Genomic DNA, 26,154 nt, shown 5'->3' on the forward strand with positions numbered 1-26,154 from the left:
AAGGACGCCACGAGGCCGAATGCGCGAACTTCAAAACCCGTACTAATGGGCCGCTGGCACCGAAACGCGACCTTCGACCTCCCGGCCGGTCGCCGGCAGGCAACCGAGCGAGACCAACGAGGCACGAACAGCCTCGTCGATTTGTGTATGTGGCTCGCTGCCGAGCTCGGCGACCAATCGGTCGTTCGACATCCGCAACGGCTCCCGCCAGAGGTAACGCATCTCCTTCAACTCGTGCATGAAGGTAACGAAGGGAGCCGCGAGCGGCACCACCCACCAGGGAAAAGCCTGTGTCTTTAGTCGGTGGCCAGCCACCCGTTTGATGGCGTCCACCATCTGATAACCATCGACGTCCCAGAATCCGTCCAGGTGATAAACGGCAAACGATGGCAGGCGGTCACCGCATTCGACGAGACGGACCATCGTTTCCGCGACATCAGGCAGATAAGCCCATTGGTGCCCGATACCTCGCCGCGCCGGATTCTTGACGGTGGTCAGCGGTTTCCCCGGCGTGACCATACCTTGCGAGAACCAGTTGTTTGCCGCCCCGGGTCCAAAGAAATCGCCTGCACGAACGATAATGACCCGCAGACCAGCCCGCGAGGCAATCTCCAGCCGCCTTTCCATTTCGACGCGTATCGCTCCCTTCTTCGTTACGGGATGTTGCGGGCTGTCTTCCCGAAGAACCGGAAAGGCATCCGGTCCGAAATTATAGACTGTGCCCGGCAGAATTACGCGCGCACCGACGGAACGTGCGGCAGCAATGGTGTTGTCGAGCATCGGGAGAACGAGCTTTTCCCAATCGCGGTAACCCGGCGGATTGACCGCGTGAACGATGATGCTGACACCTTTCGCTGCGGTCATGAGATCCCGCGCGTTCATCGCGTCGCCTTGAACCCAATCGAAGTCTGGCGCTTTCACGCGGGCCTTTGCTGCATCCCGGTTCAGCGCCCTCACCTGCCAACCGCGCGCCGCGAGCGTCCGGGCGACTTCGCCTCCGATCCCGCCGGTTGCCCCTAGCACCAAGGCAATCTGTCCACTCTGTTCCGTCATGATGATCTCCGTCTCTTTGAACTGAACCGATCATGCCACCACTCCCGTCTAAACAAAATTGACTAAAATCGTGGTGTAGCTATACATTAATGTATGAATAGAGACCCGGACTGGCATTTCTATCGAACGCTGCTGGCCGTCCTGGAACACGGATCGCTTTCGGCGGCAGCGCGCGAGCTTGGCCTGACACAGCCGACGGTCGGACGGCACATCGACGCGCTGGAGGAAGCAATCGGCTCGCAGCTCTTCGTCCGCTCGCCGAACGGTCTTTTGCCCACGGACGCGGCCCTTGAATTGAAGCCGTACGCCCAAACGCTCGCGGCGACATCTGCCGCTCTGCTACGAACTGCGTCGGGACATCGGGAGCGGGTTGCCGGTACCGTCCGGATAAGCGCCAGCGAGGTCATCGGTGTCGAGATACTGCCGCCCATACTCGCACCTCTCATAGCGGCGCATCCGGACCTCAACATCGAGCTCTCGGCATCGGACGCCATCGAGGACCTTCTCAATCGGGAGGCGGATATTGCCGTAAGGATGGCAGAACCGGTTCAGGAACAGCTCATCGGACGCCGCATCGGAGAGATACCGCTTGGCTTTCACGCCCATCGACGCTACCTCGATCAACACGGCATGCCCCAGCAGATTGCCGATCTCGCCCGCCATCGCCTTGTCGGTTTTGACCGGCAGACCGCCTATATCAGGACCATGATGGCGCGCTTTCCATTGCCGGATGGCCTCGCCTTCGGTTTCAAGAGCGACAATCCACACGCGCAAATCGCAGCAATTCGGGCCGGATTGGGGATCGGAATTTGCCAAATAGGTATTGCGGCACGAGATCCCGATCTGTTGCCAGTCCTGCCGGAGTGTTTCCGGATACCGCTCGACACCTGGGTCGTCATGCATGAAGGAATCAAAACCGCGCGCCGCTACCGCGTCACATTCGACGCGCTGGTAGACGGCCTGACGAAATATGTGAAAGGAACGGCGCGCAAGCACGCAGGATGATCATCGCATCGGCAACGATACAGCATCCTTATGCGCGGGGCGAGGTTTCGCTGGCGTGGCTTTTCCAGGTGCCATCGACAACCTCCGTCTCCGGCCGATCACCACCTTCGGCGTATTCCTCGTGCCATTTCCCCTTGTCGTCCTGCCAGCTGATCTCGGCGGAGTCACCGCCAACCTGCTGTTCGGCCGCAACGATACGGGCTGCTTCGAGCGCTTCGGAGTGTGTCGGGAATGCTTCGGAATAGACACCGCCCAACCGGTAGGCCCAGCCCCCGTCGTGAGGAACGACCTCGTAGACCACCTTGACCATACATCTCACTCCTCTTCTTGTTCGCGCCCGAACACTGACCGGATTGCATCCAGTTCTGCGCGGGCCGCGTTGCAAGAGACGAGTGGGCGCCGCGATATGCTTCCGGCTGACCGATACGTTAGTATTCCATTAAATTCCCAAGACTGCAAACGCACTCCTCCCCGTGCTCGCTTGCCATGCAAAATCATCGCTTTAGACTTGCTGGGTGAATCAAGGTCGGAGCTTTCCGTGGAAATCGTGTCGCGACTGAAAGACGAAATGTTCTTGATGCTGGCAATGGTCGTCGCCGCTGTCGCGTATTTCTCGGAACACACTGTCCTTGAGATGGGGCGCGGCGCAGCGCTGATCGCGGCCTCAGCGCTTGTCGCCACCATCGTCGTTGCCTCCGTTCGCGTCGCCCATCATGCGGAGATTCTGGCAATCAAGGTCGGCGATCCCTACGGCACGATGATTCTGACGCTGTCAGCCGTTGCCGTAGAAGTGATCATCCTTGCGATCATGATGAGTGGCGAAAGCTCCCCCACCCTCGTTCGCGACACGATCTATGCGGCCTTGATGCTCGACATCAACGGCATCCTTGGCCTCGCCGCCCTGCTCGGCGGTTTGAAACACGGAGAACAGCCATATAACGACAATTCGGGCAAGACCTATGGCGTCATGATCCTGACCGCCATGGGCATCTCGATGATCGTCCCGGAATTCGTGCCTACGGATAAATGGCACTATTATTCCGCCTTCACCATCGTCGCGATGATCGCGCTCTACGGCTTATTCCTGCGCATGCAGGTCGGTCAGCACAGCTACTTCTTCAGCTATGCCTATCCTCGCAGCGAGCGGAAGAAATCCGATCCGGCGGAGCACTCGACCGAGGAGTCCACGGCCGCATCTATCGCGACGATCCTGATCGGTGTGGTCATCATTGGCCTGCTTGCGGAGTTCATGTCTGCCTTCATGACGGAAGGCTTGCGGGCTACCAACGCTCCCGTCGCCCTGACCGCCATCGTCGTGGCGGCGATTTCCGCGGCGCCCGAGATCCTGACGGCACTGCGAGCGGCGCTTCGCAACCGCATGCAGGCGACCGTCAACATTGCCATGGGTGCTTCCCTTTCGACTGTCATCCTCACGGTTCCGGTTATGGAGGCGATCGCCCTCTATACCGGCCAACCTTTCATCATGGCCATGACGCCCGTCCAGACGGTCATGGTGGCGATCACGCTGATCGCGGCCGCGATCAACCTCAACGACGGCGAAACCAACGCCATCGAGGGCATGACGCATTTCATCCTCTTTGCAACGTTCCTGATGCTGTCGGCACTCGGTCTCTGACGATCTCAACAAACAAATCGTCACGCAGCGGCGCGGATGCTCGGCTCGAATAGAACCGCACGGTCACGCCCGGAATCCTTTGCGGCATAGAGCGCGGCGTCGGCCATTTTGAACAGATCGGTCAGTGAGCACTGGCGTTCCCCGACGGCGGCAACGCCGATGCTCACCGTCAGCGATATCCGTTCGCCACCACATTCCACCGCAAGACCGTGTACGACATTGCACAGGCTCTCCGCCATCGCGAGAGCCTTGCTTGCAGCCGTCTTTGGCAGGTACGCTCCGAACTCTTCTCCACCCAATCGGCCGAAGCTGTCGCCAGGCCGCAGGTTACGACGGATCGCCTTGGCAAACGAGACAAGAACAGCGTCACCGGCATCATGACCGAAGCGGTCGTTTACCTGTTTGAAAAAATCGAGATCCATCAACAACAGCGCATTGCCCTCGAGCGCCGTGCGCGGCATGCGCGACATGAACCAGCGCCTGTTGCCAACGCCCGTGAGCATGTCAGTCTCGGCAGCACACCGCAATTCCGCTTCGGTCCGTTCGGTGACAAGGATGATGACGAACAGCGCAATTGCGAATTGGCACATGATGCGCAAGAAGAAGGCCCATATCGGCGTCATGGGCGCGACGTCGGGAACAAGAAGGCCCACGATCACGAGCAGGGCCAGCAACGCGCCAAGCGCGATTGGGATGGTAAGCAAGAGCCGGACCGGCAATCGCTCGCGTGCACGATCTCGCAATACGCACATCGCGGATGCTGCAAGCGACGCAAATGCAAAGCCGTTGCCGATGGTGCCGCGCATATAACCCACGACATGAAATTGCGTCACGAACGCAAGGACCGCCACAACGGCCGGAATGGCAAGGGCCCACCAGTCCATGCGCTGTTGCTTGCCGCTGCTCAATCCGCGAATGCCGATCCAGAACAATGCGTATCCGGTGACACCCAAGGTAACGCTGCCGAATCCCCAAACAGGAACCGACAGAAGATGTTGTTCTCCCAATCCAGCAAGCGCCGACGCCAAAGCCAGTGAGAAGTAACTCGCGGCAAGCGCTCCCAACCCTTCACCGCTGCGCGACTGAAGACGCATGTAAATGAAGCACAGAGCACCTACCAGGAAAGAACATTGGTGCAGCAGGAGAACGGTCGCCAAGTCGAGATGAATGGTCATGATCCCGAAAACATCAGAGTCAGAGAAGTTGGGCCGACAGATAGGCGACAGTTGTTAGCGAAGATTGAATTGCACGCCTGCAAAAAAGAACCCGCCGTTTCCGACGGGTTTTTTTCAGCAATAGGTAGATCGGAGGCTTACTTGCAGGCGCCGCAGAAGCGCTGAATGCGCTTGCAGGCTTCCTCGAGCAGGGCTTCCGAGGTCGCATAGGAGATGCGGAAGTTCGGGCCGAGGCCGAAGGCCGAGCCATGAACGACGGCAACGCCTTCGCTCTCCAAAAGCTCAGACACGAAGTCTTCGTCCGTCTCGATGACCTTGCCCGACGGCGCGGTCTTCCCGATCAAGCCGGCGCAGGACGGATAAACGTAGAAGGCGCCTTCCGGCGACGGGCATGTGATGCCCTTGGCCTGGTTCAGCATCGATACGACGAGGTCACGGCGGCCTTCGAAGATCTTCTTGTTGGCGGGGATGAAATCCTGCGTGCCGTTCAGCGCTTCGACGGCGGCCCACTGGGCAATCGAGGTTGCGCCGGAGGTCTGCTGGCCCTGGATCATGTCCATCGCCTTGATGAGCTGCAGCGGGCCGGCTGCGTAGCCGATACGCCAGCCGGTCATGGCATAGGCCTTGGAGACGCCGTTCATCGTCAGCGTGCGGTCGTAGAGCTTCGGCTCGACTTCCACAGGCGTGACGAACTTGAAGTCGCCATAGGTCAGATGCTCGTACATGTCGTCGGTCAGCACCCAGACATGCGGATGCTTGAGCAACACGTCCGTCAGCGCCTTCAGCTCGTCGTGCGTATAGGCAGCGCCGGACGGGTTGGACGGCGAATTGAAGACGAACCACTTCGTCTTCGGCGTGATCGCCTTGTCGAGATCGGCCGCCTGGAGCTTGAAGTTGTTTTCCTGCGTTGCCGAAACGATGACAGGCGTGCCGCCGCACAGCGATACCATTTCCGGGTAGGACACCCAGTACGGCGCCGGGATGACGACTTCATCGCCCGGGTTCAGCGTCGCCATGAAGGCATTGAAGAGGATCTGCTTGCCGCCGGTACCGACGATCGTCTGCTCCCAGGAGTATTCCAGGCCGTTCTCGCGCTTGAACTTCGCGGCGATCGCCTTGCGCAGCTCAGGTATCCCGGAAACCGGCGTGTACTTCGTCTCGCCGCGGTTGATTGCGTCGATGGCGGCCTTCTTGATATTGTCTGGCGTATCGAAATCCGGCTCGCCGGCGCCGAGGCCAATCACATCGCGTCCTTTTGCTTTCAGCTCGCGCGCTTTCTGGGAAACGGCGATGGTGGCTGAAGGCTTCACACGGGAAAGAGCATCGGCAAGAAAGGCCATGATATCGGTCCTATACGGTTGATTTGGGCAGAAGGCCGGGACCGGAATTCTGCGCTAAGCTCTATGTCCAATGTGAGCAGGCATTTCAAGCGCAAAGGCGTGATGGTGCCAATGATTCTTCGTGATCGGTCGGCTCATGCGATTGCCGATTCGCGACATCGCCCGCTCGGCCCGATGAATCATTTTGCGAAGTACCTGAATCAGTTTCTGAAGAGAGCCCGATTTACGCTCTGAAATCAAAAACTTCGCCTTTTTCGGGCTTTGCCACGAATTGGTCGCAACAAATGCCGCGACATGCCGCAATTCGGTCGCGAGCGCGCCGAGATCGAAGCCGCATTTTGTTTGCATCCGACATTGGTTATTGAGGGCATACCCATGTTTCTGGAAGACGAACTTGTCATAAGGCGCCTTCGCGCCCATCGCGTATCCATCTCATTGCTGGTTGCATTCGTGGCTTTCGCCGCGTCGATCCTTATGACGTTCGGGCTCGTCACGACGGTTTACGCCGAAGAAGTCCAGCAGAAGGTCGAGCAGCTCGCCGGTCTCGTTCGGCCGAACGACGTCAACAGCGGCTCGCTCCTCTTTCCCGCTAGGGAACCCGGTTTCTTCGTCGAGGCACCGCGCCTGAAGACCGATGTGCAGATGGACGTGTCCGGCCCCATCGCCCGCGTCAAGGTCACGCAGCGCTTCCAGAACCCGAGCAAAGGCTGGGTCGAGGGCACTTACGTCTTTCCACTTCCGGAAAACGCCGCGGTAGACGTGCTGAAGATGCAGATCGGCGAGCGCTTCATCGAAGGTCAGATCAAGCCGCGCCAGGAGGCGCGCGAGATCTACGAACAGGCAAAGGTGGAAGGCAAGAAGGCTGCCCTTCTCGAGCAGCAGCGCCCCAACATTTTTACCAACCAGGTCGCCAACATCGGCCCGGGCGAAACGATTGTCGTGCAGATCGAATACCAGCAGGCCGTCCACCAATCCGCCGGCGAGTTCTCGCTGCGCTTCCCGATGGTCGTCGCCCCGCGCTACAATCCCGCGCCGATCGTCCAGACTGTGGAATTCAACAATGGCGCCGGTTTCGCCGTCCCGACCGACCCGGTGGATAATCGCGAGAAGATCGAGGCGCCGGTTCTCGATCCCCGCGAAAACGCCAAGATCAATCCCGTCGCGCTTACCGTCAATCTCAACGCCGGTTTCCCACTCGGCGACGTAAAATCCTCCTTCCACAACGTAGACATCAAGCAGGACGGCGACCAGAACCGCATGATCTCGCTTAAAGGTGAGAGCGTTCCGGCGGATAAGGACTTCGAACTCACCTGGAAGGCCGCGCCGGGCAAAGCGCCAAGCGCCGGCCTTTTCCGTGAGGTCATCAACGGCAAGACCTATCTGCTCGCCTTCGTTACACCGCCGGCAACCCCTGACGCATCCTCGCCTGGAGCCAAGCGCGAAGTCGTCTTCGTCATCGACAATTCCGGCTCCATGTCCGGCCCGTCGATCGAACAGGCCAAGGAAAGCCTGGCGCTTGCCATCTCGAAGCTCAATCCCGACGATCGCTTCAACGTCATCCGCTTCGACGACACGATGACCGACTACTTCAACAGCCTTGTTGCCGCTTCACCCGACAATCGTGAGAAGGCCATTGCCTACGTTCGCGGACTGACCGCCGATGGCGGCACCGAAATGCTGCCGGCACTGCAGGATGCGCTGCGCAACCAGGGTCCTGTCGCAAACGGCGCGCTTCGCCAGGTCGTGTTCCTGACGGACGGCGCAATCGGCGACGAACAGCAGTTGTTTGGCGAAATCAGCCAGAACCGCGGCGACGCTCGCGTCTTCACCGTCGGTATCGGCTCGGCCCCGAACTCCTATTTCATGACCAAGGCCGCCGAGATGGGTCGCGGCACCTTCACCCAGATCGGGTCCGCGGACCAGGTCGCGAGCCGCATGGGAGAGCTTTTCGCGAAGCTGCAAACCCCGGCAATGACCGATATCGCGGCAACCTTCGAAGGTATAAAGGCCGAGGACATCACCCCGAATCCGATGCCTGACCTCTATACGGGCGAGCCGGTCGTCCTGACAGCCGAACTGCCGGAGGAAAAACCCGACGGCAAGCTGCAGATCATAGGCAAGACCGGCCTTCAGCCCTGGCGCGTCGACATGGATATCGCAAATGCCGCCAATGGCCAGGGCATCTCGAAGCTCTGGGCGCGGCGCAAGATCGATGATCTCGAAGCCCGTGCCTACGAACGGGAAGACCGCGCTTCGCTCGACAAGGACATCGAGGCAATAGCGCTCGCCCACCACCTTGTCTCGCGCGTGACCAGCCTCGTCGCAGTCGACGTCACACCGGCGCGTCCGACCGGCGAACCTGTCGGCTCCGCGAAGTTGCCGCTGAACCTGCCCGACGGCTGGAATTTCGAGAAGGTCGTTGGCGAAGAAGCGCTGCCCGCACCTGCCAGCCCGCCCGATCATGCGATGGCAACGCCCCAGCAGGAATTTGCCCAGCTTGCGGCATCGCGTATGGCTGCCGCGCCGACTGCGAAGGCTGCCGGGCTGATCGCGCAGAAGTCTGGATCGGTCAAGCTGCCACAAACTGCAACGCGAGCAGACGAGCAGATCGTCCGCGGCATCTTCATGCTTCTCGCCGCACTGATCGCAGCAAGCGGGCTCGCCATCTGGCGCCGGCGCGTGCGCGGCGTCTTCGCAGGAGCCAAGCAATGACGCCAGTGGGCTCGCGAGCAGGAGTTCGAAACCACGAAGCGGAGGAGTTCGGTCCGCTTCCAACCTATCTCGAGCTCGCCATGGCAACCGCGGCGGCGACTGCTTACGATACGACGACGGGACAGGAAAGCCGCACGCTGTTGCCCCGTCTCTCCATTGTTGAAAAGGCCATTGCCGTGAGCATCGCGGCGCTTGCGCTCTACGGAACGCTGTTGGTCGCCGACGGGCTCTACATCAAGGCCAAAGCGAACCTGTCGCAAGTTCTTCTGAAGAGGGCCTTTGCCGCCGAACTTCGCGGCGAAGACGCCAAGCCGTGGCCCTGGGCGGATTTCACGACCGAAGCGGAGGTGTCCGCACCTCGTCTCGGCAAGCACGCGATTGTCCTTTCGGGCGCCTCCGGAGAGGCGCTGGCCTTCGGCCCTGCCTGGCTCGCCAACACTCCCCAACCCGGCGATGAGGGAACTTCTGTCATCGCCGCCCACCGCGACACCCATTTCCGCTGGCTGAAGGATGTTAAACCCGGTGATGAGATCGAGGTTACGCGTCGTGACGGCAAGGTGCTGACGTTCAAGGCAGGCGAAGGTCGCGTCGTGCCGTGGGACCAGAGCGGCATTGATCCGGCAGCGCAAGGTCGCCATCTCATACTCGCGACTTGCTGGCCTTTCGGCGCAACGGAACGCGGCCCGCTGCGCTATATCGTAGAAGCGGAACTCGTTGATCCGCAGCCAACCGCCACCGTGCCATCGACAAACACAAAACCGTTATCCGGGGGCAAATGAGGTTGAAGCGGATGGCCGACGCTCCAGGTTGACCGGGACAGAAATTGGGACGGACCATGACGACACTTGCAAGGCTTCGATACGGGCTCTTTCTCGCAACCGCGGTGTTGGCCGCTGCCCCAAGCCTCTCCGCCGATATCGTCAAGACGAAGACCGTCGAGTTACAGGTCGATACGATTGTGAAGGGGCTCGAGCATCCCTGGGCGGTCGAGGTTCTCCCAGATGGTTCCTACCTCGTCACCGAACGACCGGGGCGGCTGCGGATAATCCGTGACGGCAGGCTCTCGGCTCCCATCGGAGGCGTACCTGATGTCAATGCCCGCGGCCAAGGAGGCCTGATGGACGTCGCGCTCGCGCCTGATTTTGCAACGAGCCGCAAGATATTCCTAACCGCTGCGACTAGCGCCAAGGGCGGCTCCGGAACCGAGGTATTCAGCGCGACGCTGTCAGAGGACGGAACAAAGCTGAACGATGTTAGATCCACCTTCGCGATGAAGCGCTTCACCGGTGGCAATATCCAGTACGGCTCGCGAATCGCCTTCGCCAAGGACGGCTCGCTGTTCATCAGCATCGGCGACCGCGGCGACAGGGATCGCTCACAGGATTGGAAGGATGACGCCGGCTCCATCATCCACATCAACGCCGATGGCAGCATTCCTGGCGACAACCCCTTCAAGGATGGCGCCAAGGCGCTTCCTGAAATATGGTCGAAAGGTCATCGCAATCCACAGGGCATTGCCTTTGATGCCGCCGACGGCAAGCTTTACACGGTAGAGCACGGCGCGCGCGGCGGCGACGAGATCAACCACATAGAGCCCGGCAAAAACTACGGCTGGCCGATTATCACCTATGGCCGTGATTATTCCGGCGCCGAGATCGGCGAAGGAACCGCCAAGGAAGGACTTGAGCAACCCCTTTACTATTGGGACCCGTCCATCGCGCCGGGGGCACTGGCCATATACCACGGCAAGATGTTCCCTGAATGGGATGGCAACTTCCTCGTCGCGGCGCTGAAATTCCAGCTGCTTTCGAGAATGCAGCGCGACGACAGCGGAGCCTTCGTCGCCGAGGAGCGGATATTCGATGGCTCCTATGGCCGCCTGCGCGATGTGATCGTTGCGCCCGATGGCGCGGTGCTGATCCTCACGGATGAAGACGATGGTGCCTTGCTGAGAGTGTCGCGAGCGCCGGCCAATAATGGCTGATGCGAAGTCTAGAGACCGGCACGCAGTTCCTTTCGGTTCACGAACTTAAGGCCGGACCATGTCCCGTCTATGGCGCAGACTTTGACGTCGACCAGTCCCAAAGGCAGGAAAATCGATCGCAGCACGTCTTCGGTGATTGTCGTCGGCACCCGTGCGGCTTTCTTAGGCCAGGAAATCCATAGCATCCCATCGGGTTTGATAACGCCCGAGAGAACCGGTGCCATGTCCTCTAGGGCCGACCGGCGGGTTTCAAAAACGTGGCCGTAGTCAAAGCGACGCTCGATCATCGATGGCAGAGCAGTCTCGACGGCGGAGAAATGATCAAAGGCTTGAATTTCGGCGATCTCGGGCACAGCGATCAGGAGTGCCGCCTGCCCATCCCTCAGACCCAGCTTTCGTGTCAGCGAACTGCCCGAATACCCCGCCGGCGCACCATCCCCTTGCTGTCGTAGCGCATCCTTTTCGTCCGGCAATGAAACCGCTTTCCTTGTCATCCGTTTTTGCTCTCAGACGCTAGCGCAGTGGCGACATTCTTCACCCTTGCCCAAACGAAAGGCAACTGTTAACGCTCGGCCATACTCTCCCGCTCCCGTATCGAGGACGAAATGACGCGCATTCAGGCGAACCTCCTTCTATTGCTTGCAGCTGCCATCTGGGGCGGTGGCTTTGTCGCGCAGTCGACGGCAATGAAGGCGATCGGTCCGTTCTGGTTCATCGGCCTGCGCTTCATGATCGCGGCTGTGGCGGTCCTGCCGTTCATGCTGTTTGAGGCACGCAAGGCGCCGGTCAAGACCGCTCCGCGCCATCTCAAGCTCTACCTGTTGACCGGCCTTGCGCTATTCGGCGGCGCCACAACCCAACAGATCGGCCTGCAGACGACGACCGTGACGAATTCGAGTTTCATCACCGGGCTCTACGTCGTGATCGTCCCCTTGATCGCCGTCGTCTTCCTTCGCCGCTCCCCGCACTGGATCATCTGGCCGGGTGCAATCATGGCCGTCTCCGGCATCTATTTGCTGTCAGGCGGACAACTCTCGGCACTGACGACCGGCGACTTGCTTACGGTCGTTTGCGCAATCTTCTGGGCCGGACAGATCACCCTGGCGGGCACCACGGTATCGGACACCGGTCGTCCGCTTGCACTCTCGGTCGCCCAGTTTGCCGTGACCGCCGCCTGCGCGCTTGCCGTTGCCATCATCGCGGAACCGATCAGCTGGGAGGCGGTCTTAGCGGCCGCTCCCGAGATCCTTTATGTCGGCCTCTTCTCCTCCGGTGTCGCCTTTTCGCTGCAGATCATCGGCCAGCGCTACACGACTCCATCGCAAGCAGCGATCTTCCTGTCCTCGGAAGCGCTCTTCGGCGCCTCTCTCGGCGCCCTGCTCTTGGGCGAAACCATGCCGCCACTCGGCTACGCCGGCTGCGCGTTGATGTTTACCGCTATGCTTCTGGTTGAAGTCGTGCCCGAAATAGCGCGCCGTCGTGCTTCGGACAGACTGAAACCGAGCCCAAATTTGGGTTGAATGTCCCGAAAAGAAAAAAACTTTAGCTTTTGCGTAGTCGCGCTATTGTTGCATTTTTGGCAAAATCTGCTCCCAAACTATATTGCCAACGATATAAAGCCTTGATCTGCGGCGGCTAACGACCAAATTTTTGCTCAAGACGCGCGAAAAAGCCGCTCAGAGAGGCGTATCTGCACAGAGGCGTTAAAAAACTTTTGCTTGCCAAAACTTAATAATCGCAGCACTCTCACCGTGTTCGGGCATTTTGCGAGCATGGGAAGTCCTTAGGAATGTGCGCGCCGGAGACGCTAATATTCCGGTCAACCGGTTCCAATAAAGCGGGCGTCAGTTCCGCGGGGAATGTGGTTGAGCTAGAGGGGACCTTTTTCTCACATTTCAATGATTGCCTGCTAACGTCTCCGCGAGGAGGCAATATCAGTGATGCTGCCCGTGTGGATGGCGGGCAGAGATAAAAGGACCTGACGCATGGCCGAGACTGGCACTGTAAAATTCTTCAATACCGACAAAGGTTTTGGCTTCATCAAGCCGGACAAGGGCGGGGCGGACATCTTTGTACACATTTCTGCCGTTCAGGCTTCAGGCTTGGCCGGACTGACGGAAAATCAGAAGGTTAGCTTCGACACGGAGCCGGACCGCCGCGGCAAGGGCCCTAAGGCTGTCAACCTGCAGATTGCAGGCTGACCCTCCAGCCAACGTTGTCAATTCGAGTTGAAGCCCGGCAGCGATGCCGGGTTTTGTCATTCAGCCTGCATTCACCTCGCGGCCCTTACCTTGCCATCATCAAGGTGCAGAACCGGAATCGGTTTAAACAGGGAAAGACAAATGAACAGGCTTGCGAAAACGCTCCTAATGACGGCAACCGCTGCAGCCCTCACGGTGTCATCGATCGGCGTTGCATCGGCAGGTGATTGGCACCGCCACCATAGCGACGACGCACTTGTGGGCGGCGCCGTCGGCCTCGCAACGGGCCTGATCGTCGGCTCTGCCATTGCCAGCGCGCCGCGCTATGACGAGCCGCGCTACATCGATCCGCCGGTCTATGAGCCGGAATATGAAGCCGTTCCGGTTTATCGCGCTCCCCCGCCCCGTTACTATCGTCCGGTCGCTGACATCGAGCCCTGGACTCCGCAGTGGGAGCGCTATTGCTCTTATCGCTATCGATCGTTCGATCCGGCCAGCGGCACGTTTATCGGCAATGACGGTCGCAGCCACTTCTGCAACGCCGGCTGATAGCCTGAACGTATGGTCAGGCACGAAGCGCCGCCTTTCAACGGCGCTTTTTTGTTTTTGATGGTCAGATCCCCTGCAGGAAGGGATTGCTGCGTCGCTCATCGCCGATCCGGCTGCCCGGCCCGTGCCCGCAAATGAAGCCGACGTCATCGCCCAGCGGCAGAACCTTATCGCGGATCGAATCGAGCAATTGCTGGTGGTTGCCCCCCGGCAGATCAGTTCGACCAATCGAGCCGTTGAACAGGACGTCGCCCAGATGGGCAAAGTTCTGTGCGCGGTTGAAATAGATAACATGGCCCGGCGCGTGGCCTGGCGTGTGATAGACTTCGAACTCGTGAGTGCCGAAGGAAACCTTGTCGCCATCCTTCAGCCAGCGGTCGGGAACGACATTCTGCATGCCCGGCGGAAGGCCATATTTCTGCGCCTGCGTCTCGACCCGCTGCAACAGGGGAAGATCGTCCTGATGCGGGCCGACGATATCAATACCCAGAGCCTCCTTGAGCTCCTTCGCACCGCCGGCGTGATCAAGATGGCCGTGCGTCAGCCAGATTTCCTTGATGCTGAAACCGTTCGACTTGATGGCCTCTAGGATCGCCGGCACATCCCCGCCTGGATCGACCACGACGCCCTCCTTCGTCTCAGGATCGAAGAGGATCGTGCAGTTCTGCTGGAAGGGTGTCACCGGAATAATACCGGCCTGGAGCATGCCCATGAGTGCCTCGCTTCTCTCTGTTCCGTGTCCCTATAGTCTGAAACGGCGTTGCGCACAGCCCGCGATTTATAAAAGCAAAGGCCGTCAATGCCCCGGCGCCCGGACCTCGGCGCCGGTTCCGTTTGAATTTAACACATTGATACAATCGTTTACCGGCGAGTCTGAGCGCGCTGGAACATCACCATCAACCAAACGTTACCTGCCTGTACAAGACAAGGAGAAACGAGATGACCTTGAAGCGAAATCTGTTCCTGGCTGGCGCGATCGTCGTGGGAAGCGCCGGTCTTGCCCAGGCGGACATGGTTGCCACGGCCATCAACGATCTGAACGTTCGTGCCGGCCCCGGCCCGCAGTATCCTTCCATCGGAATAGCGACGCGCGGCTCGCAGACAATGCTGGACGGCTGCATCCAGGGAAGCCGTTGGTGCCGCGTTGACGTCAATGGCGTCCGTGGCTGGGTCTATGCGCAATATCTGCAGGTTGAACAAGGTGGCAGCAGCGTCATTGTCGAGCAACACCAGGCCGACCTCGGCGTGCCTATCGTCACCTATGAGACGACGGCAAGCATCGCTCCTGACCCCGCTCCAGGGGACGAACTGTTGGGACCTGTTGGCTCTATCGAGGCGATCAGCCCGCCTGAGACCGTCACGACTTATGTTCAAACCAATCCGGCCCGGACCGTCCGCCTCCGTGGTGATGTGGTCGTCGGCGCGTCGGTACCCGACAGCGTGACGTTCCAGGAAATTCCGGACTATCAGTATCGATATGTCCGCATCAACGATCGGCCGGTCCTTGTGGATCCCGGTACCCGTCGCATCGTTTACGTCTACAACTGACTATGGTGGACAGTTGGAAAAAGGCGCCTTCGGGCGCCTTTTCTTTTGACGGCAGCATGGAAAACTTTCACGCGTGGGTTGCCCTCCATTCCACTTTACATTCAATCATGATAAGATACTGCAATTCAGACGATATCCCCTGCTCCCGGTCGGACGTCGGATCGCCTGTAGGGCTGGCGATCTTCTCGGACCACCCAGCCGGCAGAGGCGTTTTGAGGAAACGCGAAGGAGGGAAATCGTGGAAGCCTTATTGCCCATCATCACGCAGGCGATAGCAGGCGCCGTCGGCGGCAACGTCGCAAGCGGAGCGCTGAAACAGGTTGCAATCAATGCCGTTGCCCGAACGATCGCCGGTGCAATCGGCGGCATCGGCGGCGGCATGCTGCTCAGCATGGTAGGTGGTGAAGCCGCAATGACCGGCCTCATTGCCGACGGTATCGGCGGCTTGATCGGCGGCGGTATCCTGTCGACGATCGTCGGCGCCGTAGCAGCTCGCGCAAGATAAACAGGGCGTCAAGAAAGCGGCCGAGCTCGCAAGGAACCCGGCCGCTCCTGTCAGCGAAGATTACTCGGCTGTCGTGGCTGCCCGAGATACTTCTTCCGTTAATCATTCATCAGCGTTTCGCTGATCGCCCCGGCCTGATTTATGTGGGCTGATTTCCAAAACCGACGTCACTTCGGCCAACCGTCATAGGCGCGCGCCCTCCTCCGAACATCGCACTCGCGAAGTGCAGCCCGTGGGTCAATATGTGGATCTTTGCGTCTTCACGGCACGAACGTGCCGTTGGACCAGATTTCGCCGTCCAATTGGTAAAGGGTCACTGAAGTCACGTCGCACTCCTCCGACGCCCGCACGCCATTGCTGTTGATTGTTGTCCCCGATACGTTTTATCCACTGGCGCAGGGGAAAATTACGCATTGTAGTGAAGTTTGCGAAGTCAGGCCAAATTTCCATTGGAAATGGCGTCCTCTTTCGGCTTCGCAACGCATAGGGAAGCTCGCAACAGCGCAAAGATAGGTCACCAATACTGACATATTTTTCGAAAACTTCCCGGAAGGTGCGCAACTAGAAAGGAAATGCCAAATTGGCACGCCAGACGAGCCCGAAGGCGGGCAAGCCCGAACCGCTCAAGATGCCGATGGAAAACACGGAAACCATCGATTTCGAGATCATCGAGCTTCTGTTCTTTTCCTATCGCGACTTCGTTTCCGATCCTGACGCCATTCTTGCGGAGATCGGCTTCGGGCGGGCGCACCACCGCGTCGTTCATTTCGTTAACCGCAACCCGGGCATGACGGTTGCCGATCTGCTGGATACGTTGAAGATTACCAAGCAGAGTCTTGCAAGAGTGCTCAAACAACTCATCGATTCGGGGTATATTCGACAGATAGCGGGGCCTGAAGACAGGCGGCAGCGCAAGCTCTATCCTACCACGATGGGGCGCGAGCTTGCTCTTGCTCTGGCAGAGCCGCAATCGCGCCGTATTGAGAGAGCATTCGACGGGGCTTCCCCGGAGGTACGGGAGGGCATAAAGGCCTTTCTGAGAGGTATGCGAAACAGACCAAACTCGAGAGCGGATTGAATGGCGACAAAGACAGTGATTTCGGACGACGCTGCGCACTTGCTTGTTGTGGATGACGACACGCGTATCCGCGCTCTGCTCAACCGCTATTTGACCGAGAACGGGTTCAGGGTGACGGTAGCCGCGGATGGCGCTGAGGCACAACGCAAGCTCGCCGGCCTGGATTTCGACCTGATCATCATGGACGTGATGATGCCGGGAGATTCGGGGATCGAGGTGACCAAGGGCCTGCGCACAATCAAGAACGTGCCGATCATCATGCTGACAGCGCTTGCGGAATCGGGCAGCCGCATCGCCGGACTGGAAGCTGGCGCAGACGACTATCTGGCAAAACCCTTCGACCCGCGCGAACTCGTGCTGCGCGTCAACAACATCCTGCGCCGCAATGTCTCGAACGATGCGCCGAAGATCGAACAAGTGATGTTCGGACCATATACCTTCTCCCTGACGCGTAAGGAGTTGAAAAAAGCCTCCGAAGTGGTCCGGTTGACGGATCGCGAGCAGGAAATCATGCTGCTGTTCGCCAAGCGCGCTGGCGATACCATTCCGCGACATGAGCTCATCGGTAACGATGTTGATGTCGGCGAGCGCACCATCGATGTGCAGATCAATCGCCTGCGGCGCAAGATCGAGGATGACCCCGCAAATCCGGTCTGGCTGCAGACGGTTCGTGGTATAGGATACCGATTGAGCATCGATTGACAGTCGCAACCGCAGGACCGGCGACCATATGGTGACATTCGACTCTCTTCGGCGCGACGACCGCTCGCCCGCCCGCGGATGGCGATGGATGATACGCAGGCTACGGCTCTATCTGCCGACCGGTCTCTATGTTCGGTCGTTGCTGATTATCATTATCCCGATGGTGCTGTTGCAGTCCGTCGTCGCCGCCGTGTTCATGGAGCGCCATTGGCAGATGGTGACGCAGCGCCTTTCAGCGGCGGTCACGCGCGATATTGCAGCAATCATCCAGATCATCGAGACCTACCCGCAGGATACGGATTACAGCGAAGTCACCCGCATCGCACGCGACCAGATGAACCTGCAGATCTCGATCGAACCGGACGGCGATCTGCCACCGCCGCGCACAAAGCCCTTCTTCTCCATCCTCGACGGAATCCTGAGCGACGAGATCAGCGACCAGGTCAAACGCCCGTTCTGGATCGACACATTGGGCGATTCCAATCTCGTCGAGATTCGCATCAAGCTCGAGGATAAGATCCTTCGCGTGCTGGCAAGGCGCAGCTCGACCTACGCCTCCAACACACACATCTTTATCGTCTGGATGGTCGGCGCCTCGCTGGTGCTGATCGGCATATCAATCCTATTCCTGCGCGGACAGATTCGACCGATCCTTGCGCTAGCGAACGCTGCCGAAAGCTTCGGCAAGGGCCAAAAAGCTGACAATTTTCACCCGCGTGGCGCAGACGAGGTTCGGCGTGCCGGCCTCGCCTTCATTCTGATGCGAGAGCGCATCGAGCGGCAGATCGAGCAGCGCACAGCGATGCTGACCGGTGTCAGCCACGATCTGCGCACGATCCTGACGCGTTTCAAGCTGCAATTGGCGCTCGCCGGCGACAATCCCGACCTGCATGGCCTGAACGACGATGTCAACGATATGCAGTCGATGCTTGAGGCCTACATGGCGTTTGCCCGAGGCGAGGTCGAAGAGGATGTCGGCGACATGAAGCTCAGCGAGCTTTTCGCTCGATTGGAGGCAGACTTCGAGCTTCACGACGGCAAGGCGCTTACCTACTCGATCGAAGGCGACGATGAGATTTTGGTGCGCCCGAACGCCTTCACGCGTCTTGTGACCAACCTCGCCTCCAATGCCCGCCGCTACGCCAACACGCTCGATATCAATGCCAAGCACAGCGCCAAGTGGCTGACGGTAACCTTTGACGACGATGGCCCGGGGATTCCCGAGAAGAACCGCGAGGATGTCTTCAAACCGTTCTTCCGGCTCGACGAAGCACGGAATCTCGATGCCTCCGGCACCGGCCTCGGCTTGGCAATCGCCCGCGACATCGCCCGAAGCCATGGCGGCAACGTCACGCTCGGCGATAGTCCCCTCGGCGGCCTGCGGGCGACCGTCCGCCTACCCGCGTGAGAGCCGATGGCGATCGATATCAATCGAATGACATGGCTGAACCCGCCGCCTCGCTGTGAAGACCGCGACGGCGAGCTGCATGTCTGGTCCGGACACAAAACCGATTTCTGGCAGGGAACTTACTACGGTTTCCATCGCGACGGCGGACATTTCCTGCACCGTCAGCGACAAGGTGACTTCACCGCCGAGGTTTCCTTCTCGGGACGCTACCAGGAACTCTATGACCAGGCGGGCCTCATGGTACGTGCTAACGCAAGGCATTGGATGAAATGCGGGATCGAATATACCGATGGCGCCAGGCATTTCAGCGTCGTCGTGACCAATGGCAATTCCGATTGGTCAGCCTTTCGGATCGACCACGCATTCGAGCGTATGGGCGTGCGGGTGACACGAAACGGCGATGCCCTGTTCATTCAGTACAAGACAAACCGCATGGAAGACTGGCGCATGGCACGCCTTGCATGGTTTGATCCGGCATTTACGGAAATTTCCGTCGGCCCCACGTTCTGCTCGCCGCAACGCGCCGGCTTCGAAGCCGTATTTCACGATTTCTCGCTCACCGATCCGCTGTCGCGCGAAATCCACTGATCACATCAGTTTCTTACCGTTCGGTACCGGTTTGTCGGTTGCCGCAAGAACGATGGCGCCCGCCTCATCCTCGAACCCGAGCGTCAGGACTTCCGAGCGAACCGGGCCGATCTGTCGCGGTGGAAAGTTGACCACGCCGAGAACCTGCCGGCCGACAAGGCTCTCGGGCGTATAGTGAACCGTGATCTGGGCCGACGACTTCTTGAGGCCGATGTCAGGCCCGAAGTCGATCAGCAGCTTGAAGGCCGGCTTACGGGCTTCCGGGAACGGACTTGCCTCGACGATCGTACCGACGCGAATGTCGACACGCTCGAAGTCGGCATAGGTGATTTCGTCGGTCATGGTCTTGATGCCCTCAGCCGGCAAGCTCTTCGGCACGCTTGCGCGCTGCGGCAAGGGCCTTGTCGAAAAGCGGCTGCATCGCATCGTCGGCCATCAGCACGGAAAGCGCCGCAGCCGTCGTGCCGCCCGGTGATGTCACGTTCTGCCGGAGCCGCGAGGCGTCGTCGGGGGACTGGTGCAAAAGCTCACCAGCCCCCGCGACTGTTTCCCGTGCAAGGCGCATGGCAAGGTCCGCCTGCAAGCCAAGTTTACGGCCTGCCTCTGCCATACACTCGACGAGATAGAACACATAAGCCGGCCCACTTCCCGACAGGGCGGTGACGGCATCGATATCCGCTTCGGTGGGAACCCATTCCACCGGACCGGATACGCGCAACAGAGAATCGACTTGCCCTCGCTGCGCATCCGTGACGCGCGCATTAGCAAACGCGCCCGTGACGCCTCGACCGACCATGGCCGGCGTATTCGGCATGGCGCGCACCATCGCAGCCTCGCCGAGATGCTTTTCAAGGAACGACAGCGTCTTGCCTGCAGCGACCGAAACAACGACGGTTTCCGGCCCTACCGTTCCCTTGACCGGAGGTAGCACGGCATCCATCACTTGCGGCTTGACCGCAAGGAAAAGAACGCCTGCCGTTAGCCCAGCGGGCGCCGAGGTAACATGGGTCACGCCGGCATCGTTGATCGTTTTCATCATCTGCTCGGAGGGACCGGGATCGATGACAACGATAGAAGAACCGGGCATGCCATTCTTCAGCCAGCCGGAGAGCATAGCGCCCCCCATATTGCCGGCACCGATGAGAACGACTGGACCTGAAGCTGCGGATGACATTTACGCCTCGCCGACGGTTTCGAATAGAACCGCTTCCATCGCGCGGTTCGCGTCCATGCCGGACCAGATCACGAACTGGAAAGCCTGATAATACGCCTCGCAGGTGTCCAGCGCACTAGCGAGCAGAACTTCGACCTGTCGATTGGTCGGCTCGGCACCTCCGGCAAGCAGCAGCGACTGCCGGAAGATAATGACATCTTCCTGGCGCCACAGATCAAAGTGTCCCATCAGGACCTGACCGTTGATTGCGGCCAAAAGCTTGGTGACTTCGTTGACACGCTGTTCGGGAACCTTGACGTCGAAGGCGCAGCCAAGGTGCAGCGCCTCAAACTCTTCCATCCAGGAAAAGGAAACGTGGTAGTCGGTCCACTTCCCTTCAACCGTCATCGCAATCTCGTCATCGCCCGACCGCTCGAAAGACCAGTCGTTATTGGCGGCGACGTACTCGATCATATCGACCGGGTTCGACTGACGCTCGACTTCCAATTCCATGAGGCTCATGCAGCACCTTCTTGACCGGAGTGAATGCGAACCAACTTCGTCAACGAGACACAAGGAGAACACACGCAACAGCCGGAACCACCAACCCTGATGACCGTTGAACCGCTACCAGACTTAACGCAGTCAAACCTGCCTGGAGCTTACCAACCGCTTCGAATCATCATTTAAAATCAGTGTATAATGGGCTAGGCGACACGCCAGCCCCTTGGCGCCGTTTTAGGGAACGGCACTGTGGAAAGCTTTTCGGATTTCCATTCAGAAGGAGGGTTTAAATGACTCTGCCCATTGATCTTTTTGGCAGTGTCCACAGGTGGATAACGACACCCGGTTTTTAGGTCGCGGCCGCGGCGTGTCTCATAAAGGTCACACCACGGCCTGTGTCACAACGGGAATTACTTGCCCTTAGCCGCAAGCTTGGCTTCAAGGGCGGCGATACGGGCAAGCAGCGCATCATTTTCATCCCGCGCCTTGATGGCCATTTCGCGCACAACCTCGAACTCTTCGCGCTTGACGATATCGAGCGTATTCAGCCAGCGCTCGGCCTGCGCATTGAAGGCTGTCTCGATTTCCTTGCGCACACCCTGGGCAGCGCCGGCCGCATCCGTCATCAGCTTGGCGAACTCGTCCATGATGCGGTTTGCTCCAGTCGTCATGGCGGTTTTCTCCCTTTGCTATAGACCAGTTAGGGCCACTTCGGCCCCTCAAGAATGAGGTAGGCCTTCGCCACCAAGGATGCAAGCGGTTTGCTCTGGATAAGCCTTCCGGCCGCCACCCGATCGCCAACAATCGACTTGACCACCTTTGATCCCAGCGCCATCTTCCGCCCACACCGAGCTTGGCGCGCCTTTAGAAAGTCGCAAAGGACGCCTTGAACTGAAGCGCGTTGACGTCCGATCGAATACTCCATGGGACTCACGCCAGCGAATGGGAAAACCTTGCCGACAGTAGCCAATCTTATGGCGATCATGCCGTTCCCCGAGATCGACCCGATCGCCTTTTCGCTCGGCCCACTCTCAATTCACTGGTACGGACTGGCCTATGTCGCCGGCATCATGCTCGGCTGGTACTATGCGCGCCAGCTCGCCGGAAACGACAAACTGTGGCCGGCTGACGCTTCCCCGATTACCAAGGTGCAACTCGACGATTTCATCATCTGGGTCGCGCTCGGCATCGTTCTCGGCGGGCGCATCGGATACATCCTCTTCTACGATCTACCGTCGGTTATCGAGAGCCCGATTCGGGCGATCCAGATATGGAACGGCGGCATGTCGTTCCACGGCGGATTGACGGGCACTACCATCGCGATGATCATCTTCGCCCGTCGCAACAGCGTACCGATCTGGAGCCTCTTCGATATCGTCTCGGCGGTCGTCCCGATCGGCCTATTCTGCGGCCGTATCGCCAACTTCATCAATGGTGAGCTTTGGGGCCGTTTGACCGATGTGCCGTGGGGCATGGTCTTCTGCAACCAATATATCGAGCGGGCCAACGGCTACTGCCCCGGCGGCGACTTTGTTCGCCACCCCAGCCAACTCTACGAGGCAGGCCTCGAGGGCATCGTGCTGCTTCTGGTTCTGGCAGCGCTGATTTTTGGTTTCCGTGCCCTGAAGACCCCCGGCTTTGTCACCGGCGTCTTCGTTTGCGGCTATGCACTATCCCGCATTTTCGTTGAATTCTTCCGCGAACCGGATGCCCAGCTGGGTTACCTGCTGGGCACCAATTGGCTCACCATGGGCATGGTGCTTTCCACGCCGATGGTACTGCTTGGAATCTGGGCCATGCTTCGCGCTCGCCGTCAGGCCGCGCTTCAGCAATGACCGGAGCTGGACAGGGGGGAGATACATGAGCACCGCGCTTGGTGAGAAGATCAAGGCTATCATTCAGGCGAACGGCCCGATCAGCGTCACGGACTTTTTCTCGCTGTGCCTCGCCGATCCTGAATATGGTTACTACAGGACCCGCGAACCCTTCGGAAGCTCAGGCGACTTCGTGACCGCACCGGAGGTGAGCCAGCTTTTTGGCGAGATGATCGGCGTCTTCATCGTCCATGCCTGGCAGCGACACGGAACGCCCACCGGTGTCCGTCTTGTCGAAATCGGCCCCGGTCGCGGCACGATGATGTCGGATATGCTGCGCGTCATTGCCCGGATCGCGCCACCACTTTTCGAAGACATGACAGTGCACCTCGTCGAGACAAGCGGGCGCCTGCGCGACATCCAGCAGGAGACGCTGGCGTCCGACGGCCACAAGGTCAGTTGGCATCAGGGTTTCGATGAGATCCCGCCGGGATTTTCGCTCGTCGCTGCGAACGAGTTGTTCGATGCGATTCCGATCCGTCAGTTCGTGAGGACGCCGGCGGGCTTCCGTGAACGAATGGTCGGTATCGACGCCGCGGGCGACCTGACGTTCGGTGTCGGCGTGGCAGGGATCGATTCCAGCCTCCTCCCCTGGCCGGAAGCGGACGTGCTCCCAGGAACCGTGTTTGAAGTCTCGCCGGCACGCCAGTCGGTGATGCTCGCCATCTGCGACCGGCTGAAAGAACATGGCGGGACGGTTGTCGCCATCGACTACGGGCACCTCGTGAGCGGCTATGGCGACACGCTGCAGGCGGTGCGCATGCATGAGTATGATCCGCCGCTGGCCCATCCCGGCGAAGCGGACCTGACGAGCCATGTCGATTTCCAGGCATTGGCGCAGACCGCGACTTCGGCCGGCGTCTACGTCAACGGCATGCTCCACCAGGGCGATTTTCTCGTCGGCCTCGGCATTCTCGACCGCGCCGCCGCGCTTGGCCGGGATCGCGAAGCACATACGCGGCAAATTATCCAGACGGCAGTCGACCGGCTGGCGGGCGAAGGTGAAGGCCGTATGGGCGAACTCTTCAAGGTGCTGGCGGTCTCACACCCCGCCGTGGATTTGATGCCTTTCCGTTCAGTGGATTGACAGCGCGAGCACCGCTGGGCCAACATCCGCCGCAGTCGACCAGGCTTCGCCATCAGTAATGACGCCCAGGCAATTCAAGCAATCTCGGAAGTTTTAATGACGCAAGCAGCATCTCCGGCACCGATCCAAAGCGCGCTGCTGAAAGAGGCAACCGGTGACGCGATTCTCCACGGCTATTTCACCCGGCAGGGCGGCGTATCGGATGGCATCTATCGCGGCTTGAACGTCGGCCTTGGCTCGAATGACGAGCGCGAGAAGGTTCAGGAGAACCGCCGCCGCGTGGCAAGCTGGTTCGAGTTGCCTGTCGAGCGCCTTGCTACCGTACACCAGGTCCACTCCCCCGATGTGGTCATTGTCGACAAGGACTATGACGGCTCCCGCCCCGCAGCCGATGCGATGGTGACCGCAACTCCGGGCATAGCGCTTGGCGTGCTGGCCGCCGATTGTGGACCAATTCTCTTCGCCGATTCGGAAAACGGTGTCATCGGCGCCGCTCACGCCGGGTGGAAAGGCGCTCTTACCGGCGTGCTGGAAAATACGATCGACGCGATGGTCCGACTAGGCGCAAAGCGCGAGGCAATCGTAGCCTGCCTCGGCCCATCGATCAGCCAGGCAAGCTACGAGGTCGGCCCGGAATTCGTTGAACGCTTCGTCGCACAGGATCCATCTTACGGGCGCTACTTCGTACCCTCCGGAAAGCCGGGGCACGCGATGTTTGACCTGCCGGCCCTGACGGTCGATCGGCTGCGCGCCGCCGGTATCCGCGCAGAGAGCTTAGGCCTCTGCACTTATCCCGACACCGAGCGTTTCTTCTCTTATCGCCGGACCACACATAACAAGGAGCCGGATTACGGCCGGCAGATTTCTGCAATTGCAATCAGGGAGATTTAAGAGGCATGGCCCTGCACTTCGACAGACCCGAATTCGCCGTCCGCCTCGCACGTCTGACAGACAAGATGCGCGAAGAGAAGCTGGATGCCCTGCTGCTCTTTGCCCAGGAAAGCATGTACTGGCTGACCGGCTATGACACATTCGGCTACTGCTTCTTCCAGACACTTGTCGTCAAGGCCGATGGAACGATGGCGCTGATCACGCGTTCCGCCGACCTGCGCCAGGCCAAGCACACCTCCATCCTGGAAAATGTCCAAATCTGGGTCGACCGCGTCAATGCCGACCCGACCGTCGACCTCCGGAACCTGCTCGTCGAGATGGACCTGCTCGGCGCCAGGATCGGCGTCGAGTATGATACCCACGGCATGACGGGCCGCATCGCCCGGATGCTCGATGCGCAGTTGACGTCCTTCGGCCAGATCGTCGACGCATCCTATCTCGTTAGCCACCTGAGGCTGATCAAGAGCCCGGCCGAGGTCGCATATGTCGAACGCGCCGCGGTGTTGGCTGACGATGCGCTGGATGCGGCACTCGCGCTGACCACGCCGGGCGCAGATGAATCTGACATTCTGGCCGCCATGCAGGGTGCTGTATTTGCGGGTGGCGGCGACTACCCCGCCAACGAGTTCATCATCGGCTCCGCCGAGGATGCCCTCCTCTGCCGCTACAAGGCCGGCCGCCGCAAACTCGACCCGAACGATCAGTTGACGCTCGAATGGGCGGGCGCCTACGCCCACTACCATGCGGCAATGATGCGAACCATCGTCATCGGCGAACCGAGCTATCGCCACCGCGAACTCTACAACGCCTGCTTCGAAACGATCCAGGCGATCGAAACGGTCCTGAGGCCGGGCCACAGCTTCGGCGACGTGTTCGATATGCATGCGAAGATCATGGACGAGCGCGGCCTGTCCCGCCATCGTCTCAATGCCTGCGGCTACTCGCTGGGCGCCCGTTTCTCGCCATCCTGGATGGAGCATCAGATGTTCCATGTCGGCAATCCGCAGCCGATCGAGCCGAACATGTCGCTCTTCGTGCACATGATCATCATGGATTCCGACACTGGAACAGCGATGACCCTCGGACAAACCTATCTGACGACCGACGACGCGCCACGCGTGCTTTCCCGGCACTCTCTGGACTTCATCAACGTCTAGAGCG

29 protein-coding genes and 1 pseudogene are annotated in these 26,154 nt (G+C 59.6%); 18 read left to right on the forward strand and 12 right to left on the reverse strand.

The annotated features are described in order from the left end of the window. Positions 1-42: 42 nt before the first annotated feature. A complete protein-coding gene (locus tag ATY79_RS03065; RefSeq protein WP_088703050.1) occupies positions 43-1,053 on the reverse strand; it encodes an NAD(P)H-binding protein in 1,011 nt (336 codons plus the stop codon). A 93-nt stretch (positions 1,054-1,146) separates the two neighbouring features. Here ATY79_RS03065 and ATY79_RS03070 point away from each other — a divergent pair, with 93 nt between their 5' ends. Next, complete coding sequence (locus ATY79_RS03070) at positions 1,147-2,058, forward strand: LysR family transcriptional regulator (RefSeq protein ID WP_088703051.1); 912 nt, start codon at positions 1,147-1,149, stop codon at positions 2,056-2,058. A gap of 28 nt (positions 2,059-2,086) precedes the next feature. Here the strand turns inward: ATY79_RS03070 and ATY79_RS03075 are convergent, their stop codons facing one another. Further along, entirely contained in the window at positions 2,087-2,368 is a 282-nt protein-coding gene (locus tag ATY79_RS03075) for a DUF2188 domain-containing protein (RefSeq protein WP_088695356.1), read from the reverse strand. A 228-nt stretch (positions 2,369-2,596) separates the two neighbouring features. Here ATY79_RS03075 and ATY79_RS03080 point away from each other — a divergent pair, with 228 nt between their 5' ends. Further along, positions 2,597-3,694 carry a calcium:proton antiporter gene (locus ATY79_RS03080; protein ID WP_088695355.1) on the forward strand — a complete coding sequence of 366 codons (1,098 nt, stop codon included), beginning with the start codon at positions 2,597-2,599 and terminating at the stop codon, positions 3,692-3,694. A gap of 20 nt (positions 3,695-3,714) precedes the next feature. Here ATY79_RS03080 and ATY79_RS03085 read toward each other — a convergent pair whose 3' ends face one another. The 3 genes from ATY79_RS03085 to ATY79_RS03095 all read right to left on the reverse strand — a co-directional run bounded on the left by ATY79_RS03085 (position 3,715) and on the right by ATY79_RS03095 (position 6,629). Beyond that, entirely contained in the window at positions 3,715-4,869 is a 1,155-nt protein-coding gene (locus ATY79_RS03085; protein ID WP_088695354.1) for a GGDEF domain-containing protein, read from the reverse strand. Between the two features lie 137 nt (positions 4,870-5,006). Further along, on the reverse strand, positions 5,007-6,209 hold the full coding sequence (locus ATY79_RS03090; protein WP_088695353.1) for a pyridoxal phosphate-dependent aminotransferase: 1,203 nt from the start codon (positions 6,207-6,209) through the stop codon (positions 5,007-5,009). A gap of 54 nt (positions 6,210-6,263) precedes the next feature. Beyond that, positions 6,264-6,629, reverse strand: coding sequence for a hypothetical protein (locus tag ATY79_RS03095; RefSeq protein WP_141105689.1), 366 nt, complete (start codon positions 6,627-6,629; stop codon positions 6,264-6,266). On the opposite strand from ATY79_RS03095, the gene ATY79_RS03100 reads away from it, so the two are divergent. Genes ATY79_RS03100 through ATY79_RS03110 form a run of 3 tightly spaced genes read left to right on the forward strand, consistent with a single transcriptional unit; the run spans position 6,585 to position 10,905 of the window. Beyond that, the gene (locus tag ATY79_RS03100) at positions 6,585-8,921 is read left to right on the forward strand and encodes a marine proteobacterial sortase target protein (protein WP_088703053.1); all 2,337 of its coding nucleotides are present in this window, start codon (positions 6,585-6,587) and stop codon (positions 8,919-8,921) included. The genes ATY79_RS03095 and ATY79_RS03100 overlap by 45 nt on opposite strands. Next, positions 8,918-9,700 (forward strand): class GN sortase, encoded by a 783-nt coding sequence (locus ATY79_RS03105; RefSeq protein ID WP_088703054.1) that lies wholly within the window; start codon positions 8,918-8,920, stop codon positions 9,698-9,700. The genes ATY79_RS03100 and ATY79_RS03105 overlap by 4 nt, the downstream gene beginning before the upstream one ends. Before the next feature lie 56 nt (positions 9,701-9,756). Beyond that, positions 9,757-10,905, forward strand: coding sequence for a PQQ-dependent sugar dehydrogenase (locus ATY79_RS03110; protein WP_088703055.1), 1,149 nt, complete (start codon positions 9,757-9,759; stop codon positions 10,903-10,905). A gap of 8 nt (positions 10,906-10,913) precedes the next feature. Here ATY79_RS03110 and ATY79_RS03115 read toward each other — a convergent pair whose 3' ends face one another. Next, complete coding sequence (locus tag ATY79_RS03115) at positions 10,914-11,399, reverse strand: DUF3052 domain-containing protein (RefSeq protein ID WP_245312307.1); 486 nt, start codon at positions 11,397-11,399, stop codon at positions 10,914-10,916. Positions 11,400-11,510: 111 nt separating this feature from the next. On the opposite strand from ATY79_RS03115, the gene ATY79_RS03120 reads away from it, so the two are divergent. The 3 genes from ATY79_RS03120 to ATY79_RS03130 all read left to right on the forward strand — a co-directional run bounded on the left by ATY79_RS03120 (position 11,511) and on the right by ATY79_RS03130 (position 13,655). After that, the gene (locus ATY79_RS03120) at positions 11,511-12,425 is read left to right on the forward strand and encodes a DMT family transporter (protein ID WP_088695348.1); all 915 of its coding nucleotides are present in this window, start codon (positions 11,511-11,513) and stop codon (positions 12,423-12,425) included. A gap of 465 nt (positions 12,426-12,890) precedes the next feature. Then, complete coding sequence (locus ATY79_RS03125; RefSeq protein WP_007534130.1) at positions 12,891-13,106, forward strand: cold-shock protein; 216 nt, start codon at positions 12,891-12,893, stop codon at positions 13,104-13,106. Positions 13,107-13,247: 141 nt separating this feature from the next. After that, positions 13,248-13,655 (forward strand): BA14K family protein, encoded by a 408-nt coding sequence (locus ATY79_RS03130; RefSeq protein WP_088695347.1) that lies wholly within the window; start codon positions 13,248-13,250, stop codon positions 13,653-13,655. A 64-nt stretch (positions 13,656-13,719) separates the two neighbouring features. On the opposite strand, the gene ATY79_RS03135 is transcribed toward ATY79_RS03130, so the two are convergent. Beyond that, complete coding sequence (locus ATY79_RS03135) at positions 13,720-14,367, reverse strand: MBL fold metallo-hydrolase (RefSeq protein ID WP_088695346.1); 648 nt, start codon at positions 14,365-14,367, stop codon at positions 13,720-13,722. Positions 14,368-14,594: 227 nt separating this feature from the next. Between ATY79_RS03135 and ATY79_RS03140 the strand changes: the two genes are divergently transcribed. Both ATY79_RS03140 and ATY79_RS03145 read left to right on the forward strand, forming a co-directional pair. Continuing rightward, entirely contained in the window at positions 14,595-15,203 is a 609-nt protein-coding gene (locus tag ATY79_RS03140; RefSeq protein ID WP_088695345.1) for a DUF1236 domain-containing protein, read from the forward strand. Between the two features lie 238 nt (positions 15,204-15,441). Beyond that, positions 15,442-15,708, forward strand: coding sequence for a hypothetical protein (locus ATY79_RS03145; protein WP_037132788.1), 267 nt, complete (start codon positions 15,442-15,444; stop codon positions 15,706-15,708). Between the two features lie 190 nt (positions 15,709-15,898). Here ATY79_RS03145 and ATY79_RS31245 read toward each other — a convergent pair. Further along, positions 15,899-16,034: pseudogene (locus ATY79_RS31245) on the reverse strand (branched-chain amino acid aminotransferase); the annotation flags it as partial. Positions 16,035-16,288: 254 nt separating this feature from the next. Between ATY79_RS31245 and ATY79_RS03150 the strand changes: the two are divergent. Genes ATY79_RS03150 through ATY79_RS03165 form a run of 4 tightly spaced genes read left to right on the forward strand, consistent with a single transcriptional unit; the run spans position 16,289 to position 19,484 of the window. Further along, positions 16,289-16,786 (forward strand): MarR family transcriptional regulator, encoded by a 498-nt coding sequence (locus tag ATY79_RS03150; protein ID WP_088695344.1) that lies wholly within the window; start codon positions 16,289-16,291, stop codon positions 16,784-16,786. Next, positions 16,787-17,488 (forward strand): response regulator transcription factor, encoded by a 702-nt coding sequence (locus ATY79_RS03155; protein WP_025581889.1) that lies wholly within the window; start codon positions 16,787-16,789, stop codon positions 17,486-17,488. It abuts the gene before it with no gap. Positions 17,489-17,516: 28 nt separating this feature from the next. After that, complete coding sequence (locus ATY79_RS03160) at positions 17,517-18,896, forward strand: ATP-binding protein (RefSeq protein ID WP_088695343.1); 1,380 nt, start codon at positions 17,517-17,519, stop codon at positions 18,894-18,896. A gap of 6 nt (positions 18,897-18,902) precedes the next feature. Further along, positions 18,903-19,484 carry a DUF1349 domain-containing protein gene (locus tag ATY79_RS03165; RefSeq protein WP_088695342.1) on the forward strand — a complete coding sequence of 194 codons (582 nt, stop codon included), beginning with the start codon at positions 18,903-18,905 and terminating at the stop codon, positions 19,482-19,484. Here the strand turns inward: ATY79_RS03165 and ATY79_RS03170 are convergent, their stop codons facing one another. The 4 genes from ATY79_RS03170 to ATY79_RS03185 all read right to left on the reverse strand — a co-directional run bounded on the left by ATY79_RS03170 (position 19,485) and on the right by ATY79_RS03185 (position 21,812). Beyond that, entirely contained in the window at positions 19,485-19,826 is a 342-nt protein-coding gene (locus ATY79_RS03170) for a tRNA-binding protein (RefSeq protein WP_088695418.1), read from the reverse strand. A 13-nt stretch (positions 19,827-19,839) separates the two neighbouring features. Continuing rightward, entirely contained in the window at positions 19,840-20,658 is an 819-nt protein-coding gene (gene proC / locus ATY79_RS03175; RefSeq protein ID WP_088695341.1) for a pyrroline-5-carboxylate reductase, read from the reverse strand. Then, the gene (locus ATY79_RS03180; RefSeq protein ID WP_007789996.1) at positions 20,659-21,159 is read right to left on the reverse strand and encodes a YbjN domain-containing protein; all 501 of its coding nucleotides are present in this window, start codon (positions 21,157-21,159) and stop codon (positions 20,659-20,661) included. 392 nt (positions 21,160-21,551) lie between these two features. Continuing rightward, positions 21,552-21,812 carry an accessory factor UbiK family protein gene (locus ATY79_RS03185; RefSeq protein ID WP_088695340.1) on the reverse strand — a complete coding sequence of 87 codons (261 nt, stop codon included), beginning with the start codon at positions 21,810-21,812 and terminating at the stop codon, positions 21,552-21,554. Positions 21,813-22,094: 282 nt separating this feature from the next. Between ATY79_RS03185 and lgt the strand changes: the two genes are divergently transcribed. The 4 genes from lgt to ATY79_RS03205 all read left to right on the forward strand — a co-directional run bounded on the left by lgt (position 22,095) and on the right by ATY79_RS03205 (position 26,150). Next, entirely contained in the window at positions 22,095-22,976 is an 882-nt protein-coding gene (gene lgt, locus ATY79_RS03190) for a prolipoprotein diacylglyceryl transferase (protein ID WP_189637281.1), read from the forward strand. Between the two features lie 25 nt (positions 22,977-23,001). After that, on the forward strand, positions 23,002-24,102 hold the full coding sequence (locus ATY79_RS03195) for a class I SAM-dependent methyltransferase (RefSeq protein ID WP_088703057.1): 1,101 nt from the start codon (positions 23,002-23,004) through the stop codon (positions 24,100-24,102). A gap of 96 nt (positions 24,103-24,198) precedes the next feature. Next, the gene (gene pgeF / locus ATY79_RS03200) at positions 24,199-24,993 is read left to right on the forward strand and encodes a peptidoglycan editing factor PgeF (RefSeq protein ID WP_088703058.1); all 795 of its coding nucleotides are present in this window, start codon (positions 24,199-24,201) and stop codon (positions 24,991-24,993) included. Positions 24,994-24,998: 5 nt separating this feature from the next. Continuing rightward, positions 24,999-26,150, forward strand: a complete 1,152-nt coding sequence (locus ATY79_RS03205) for a Xaa-Pro peptidase family protein (protein WP_088695336.1) — start codon at positions 24,999-25,001, stop codon at positions 26,148-26,150. The last annotated feature ends 4 nt before the right edge of the window (positions 26,151-26,154 follow it).

The organism is Rhizobium sp. R693, assembly GCF_002211315.1.
Taxonomy (GTDB): domain Bacteria; phylum Pseudomonadota; class Alphaproteobacteria; order Rhizobiales; family Rhizobiaceae; genus Rhizobium.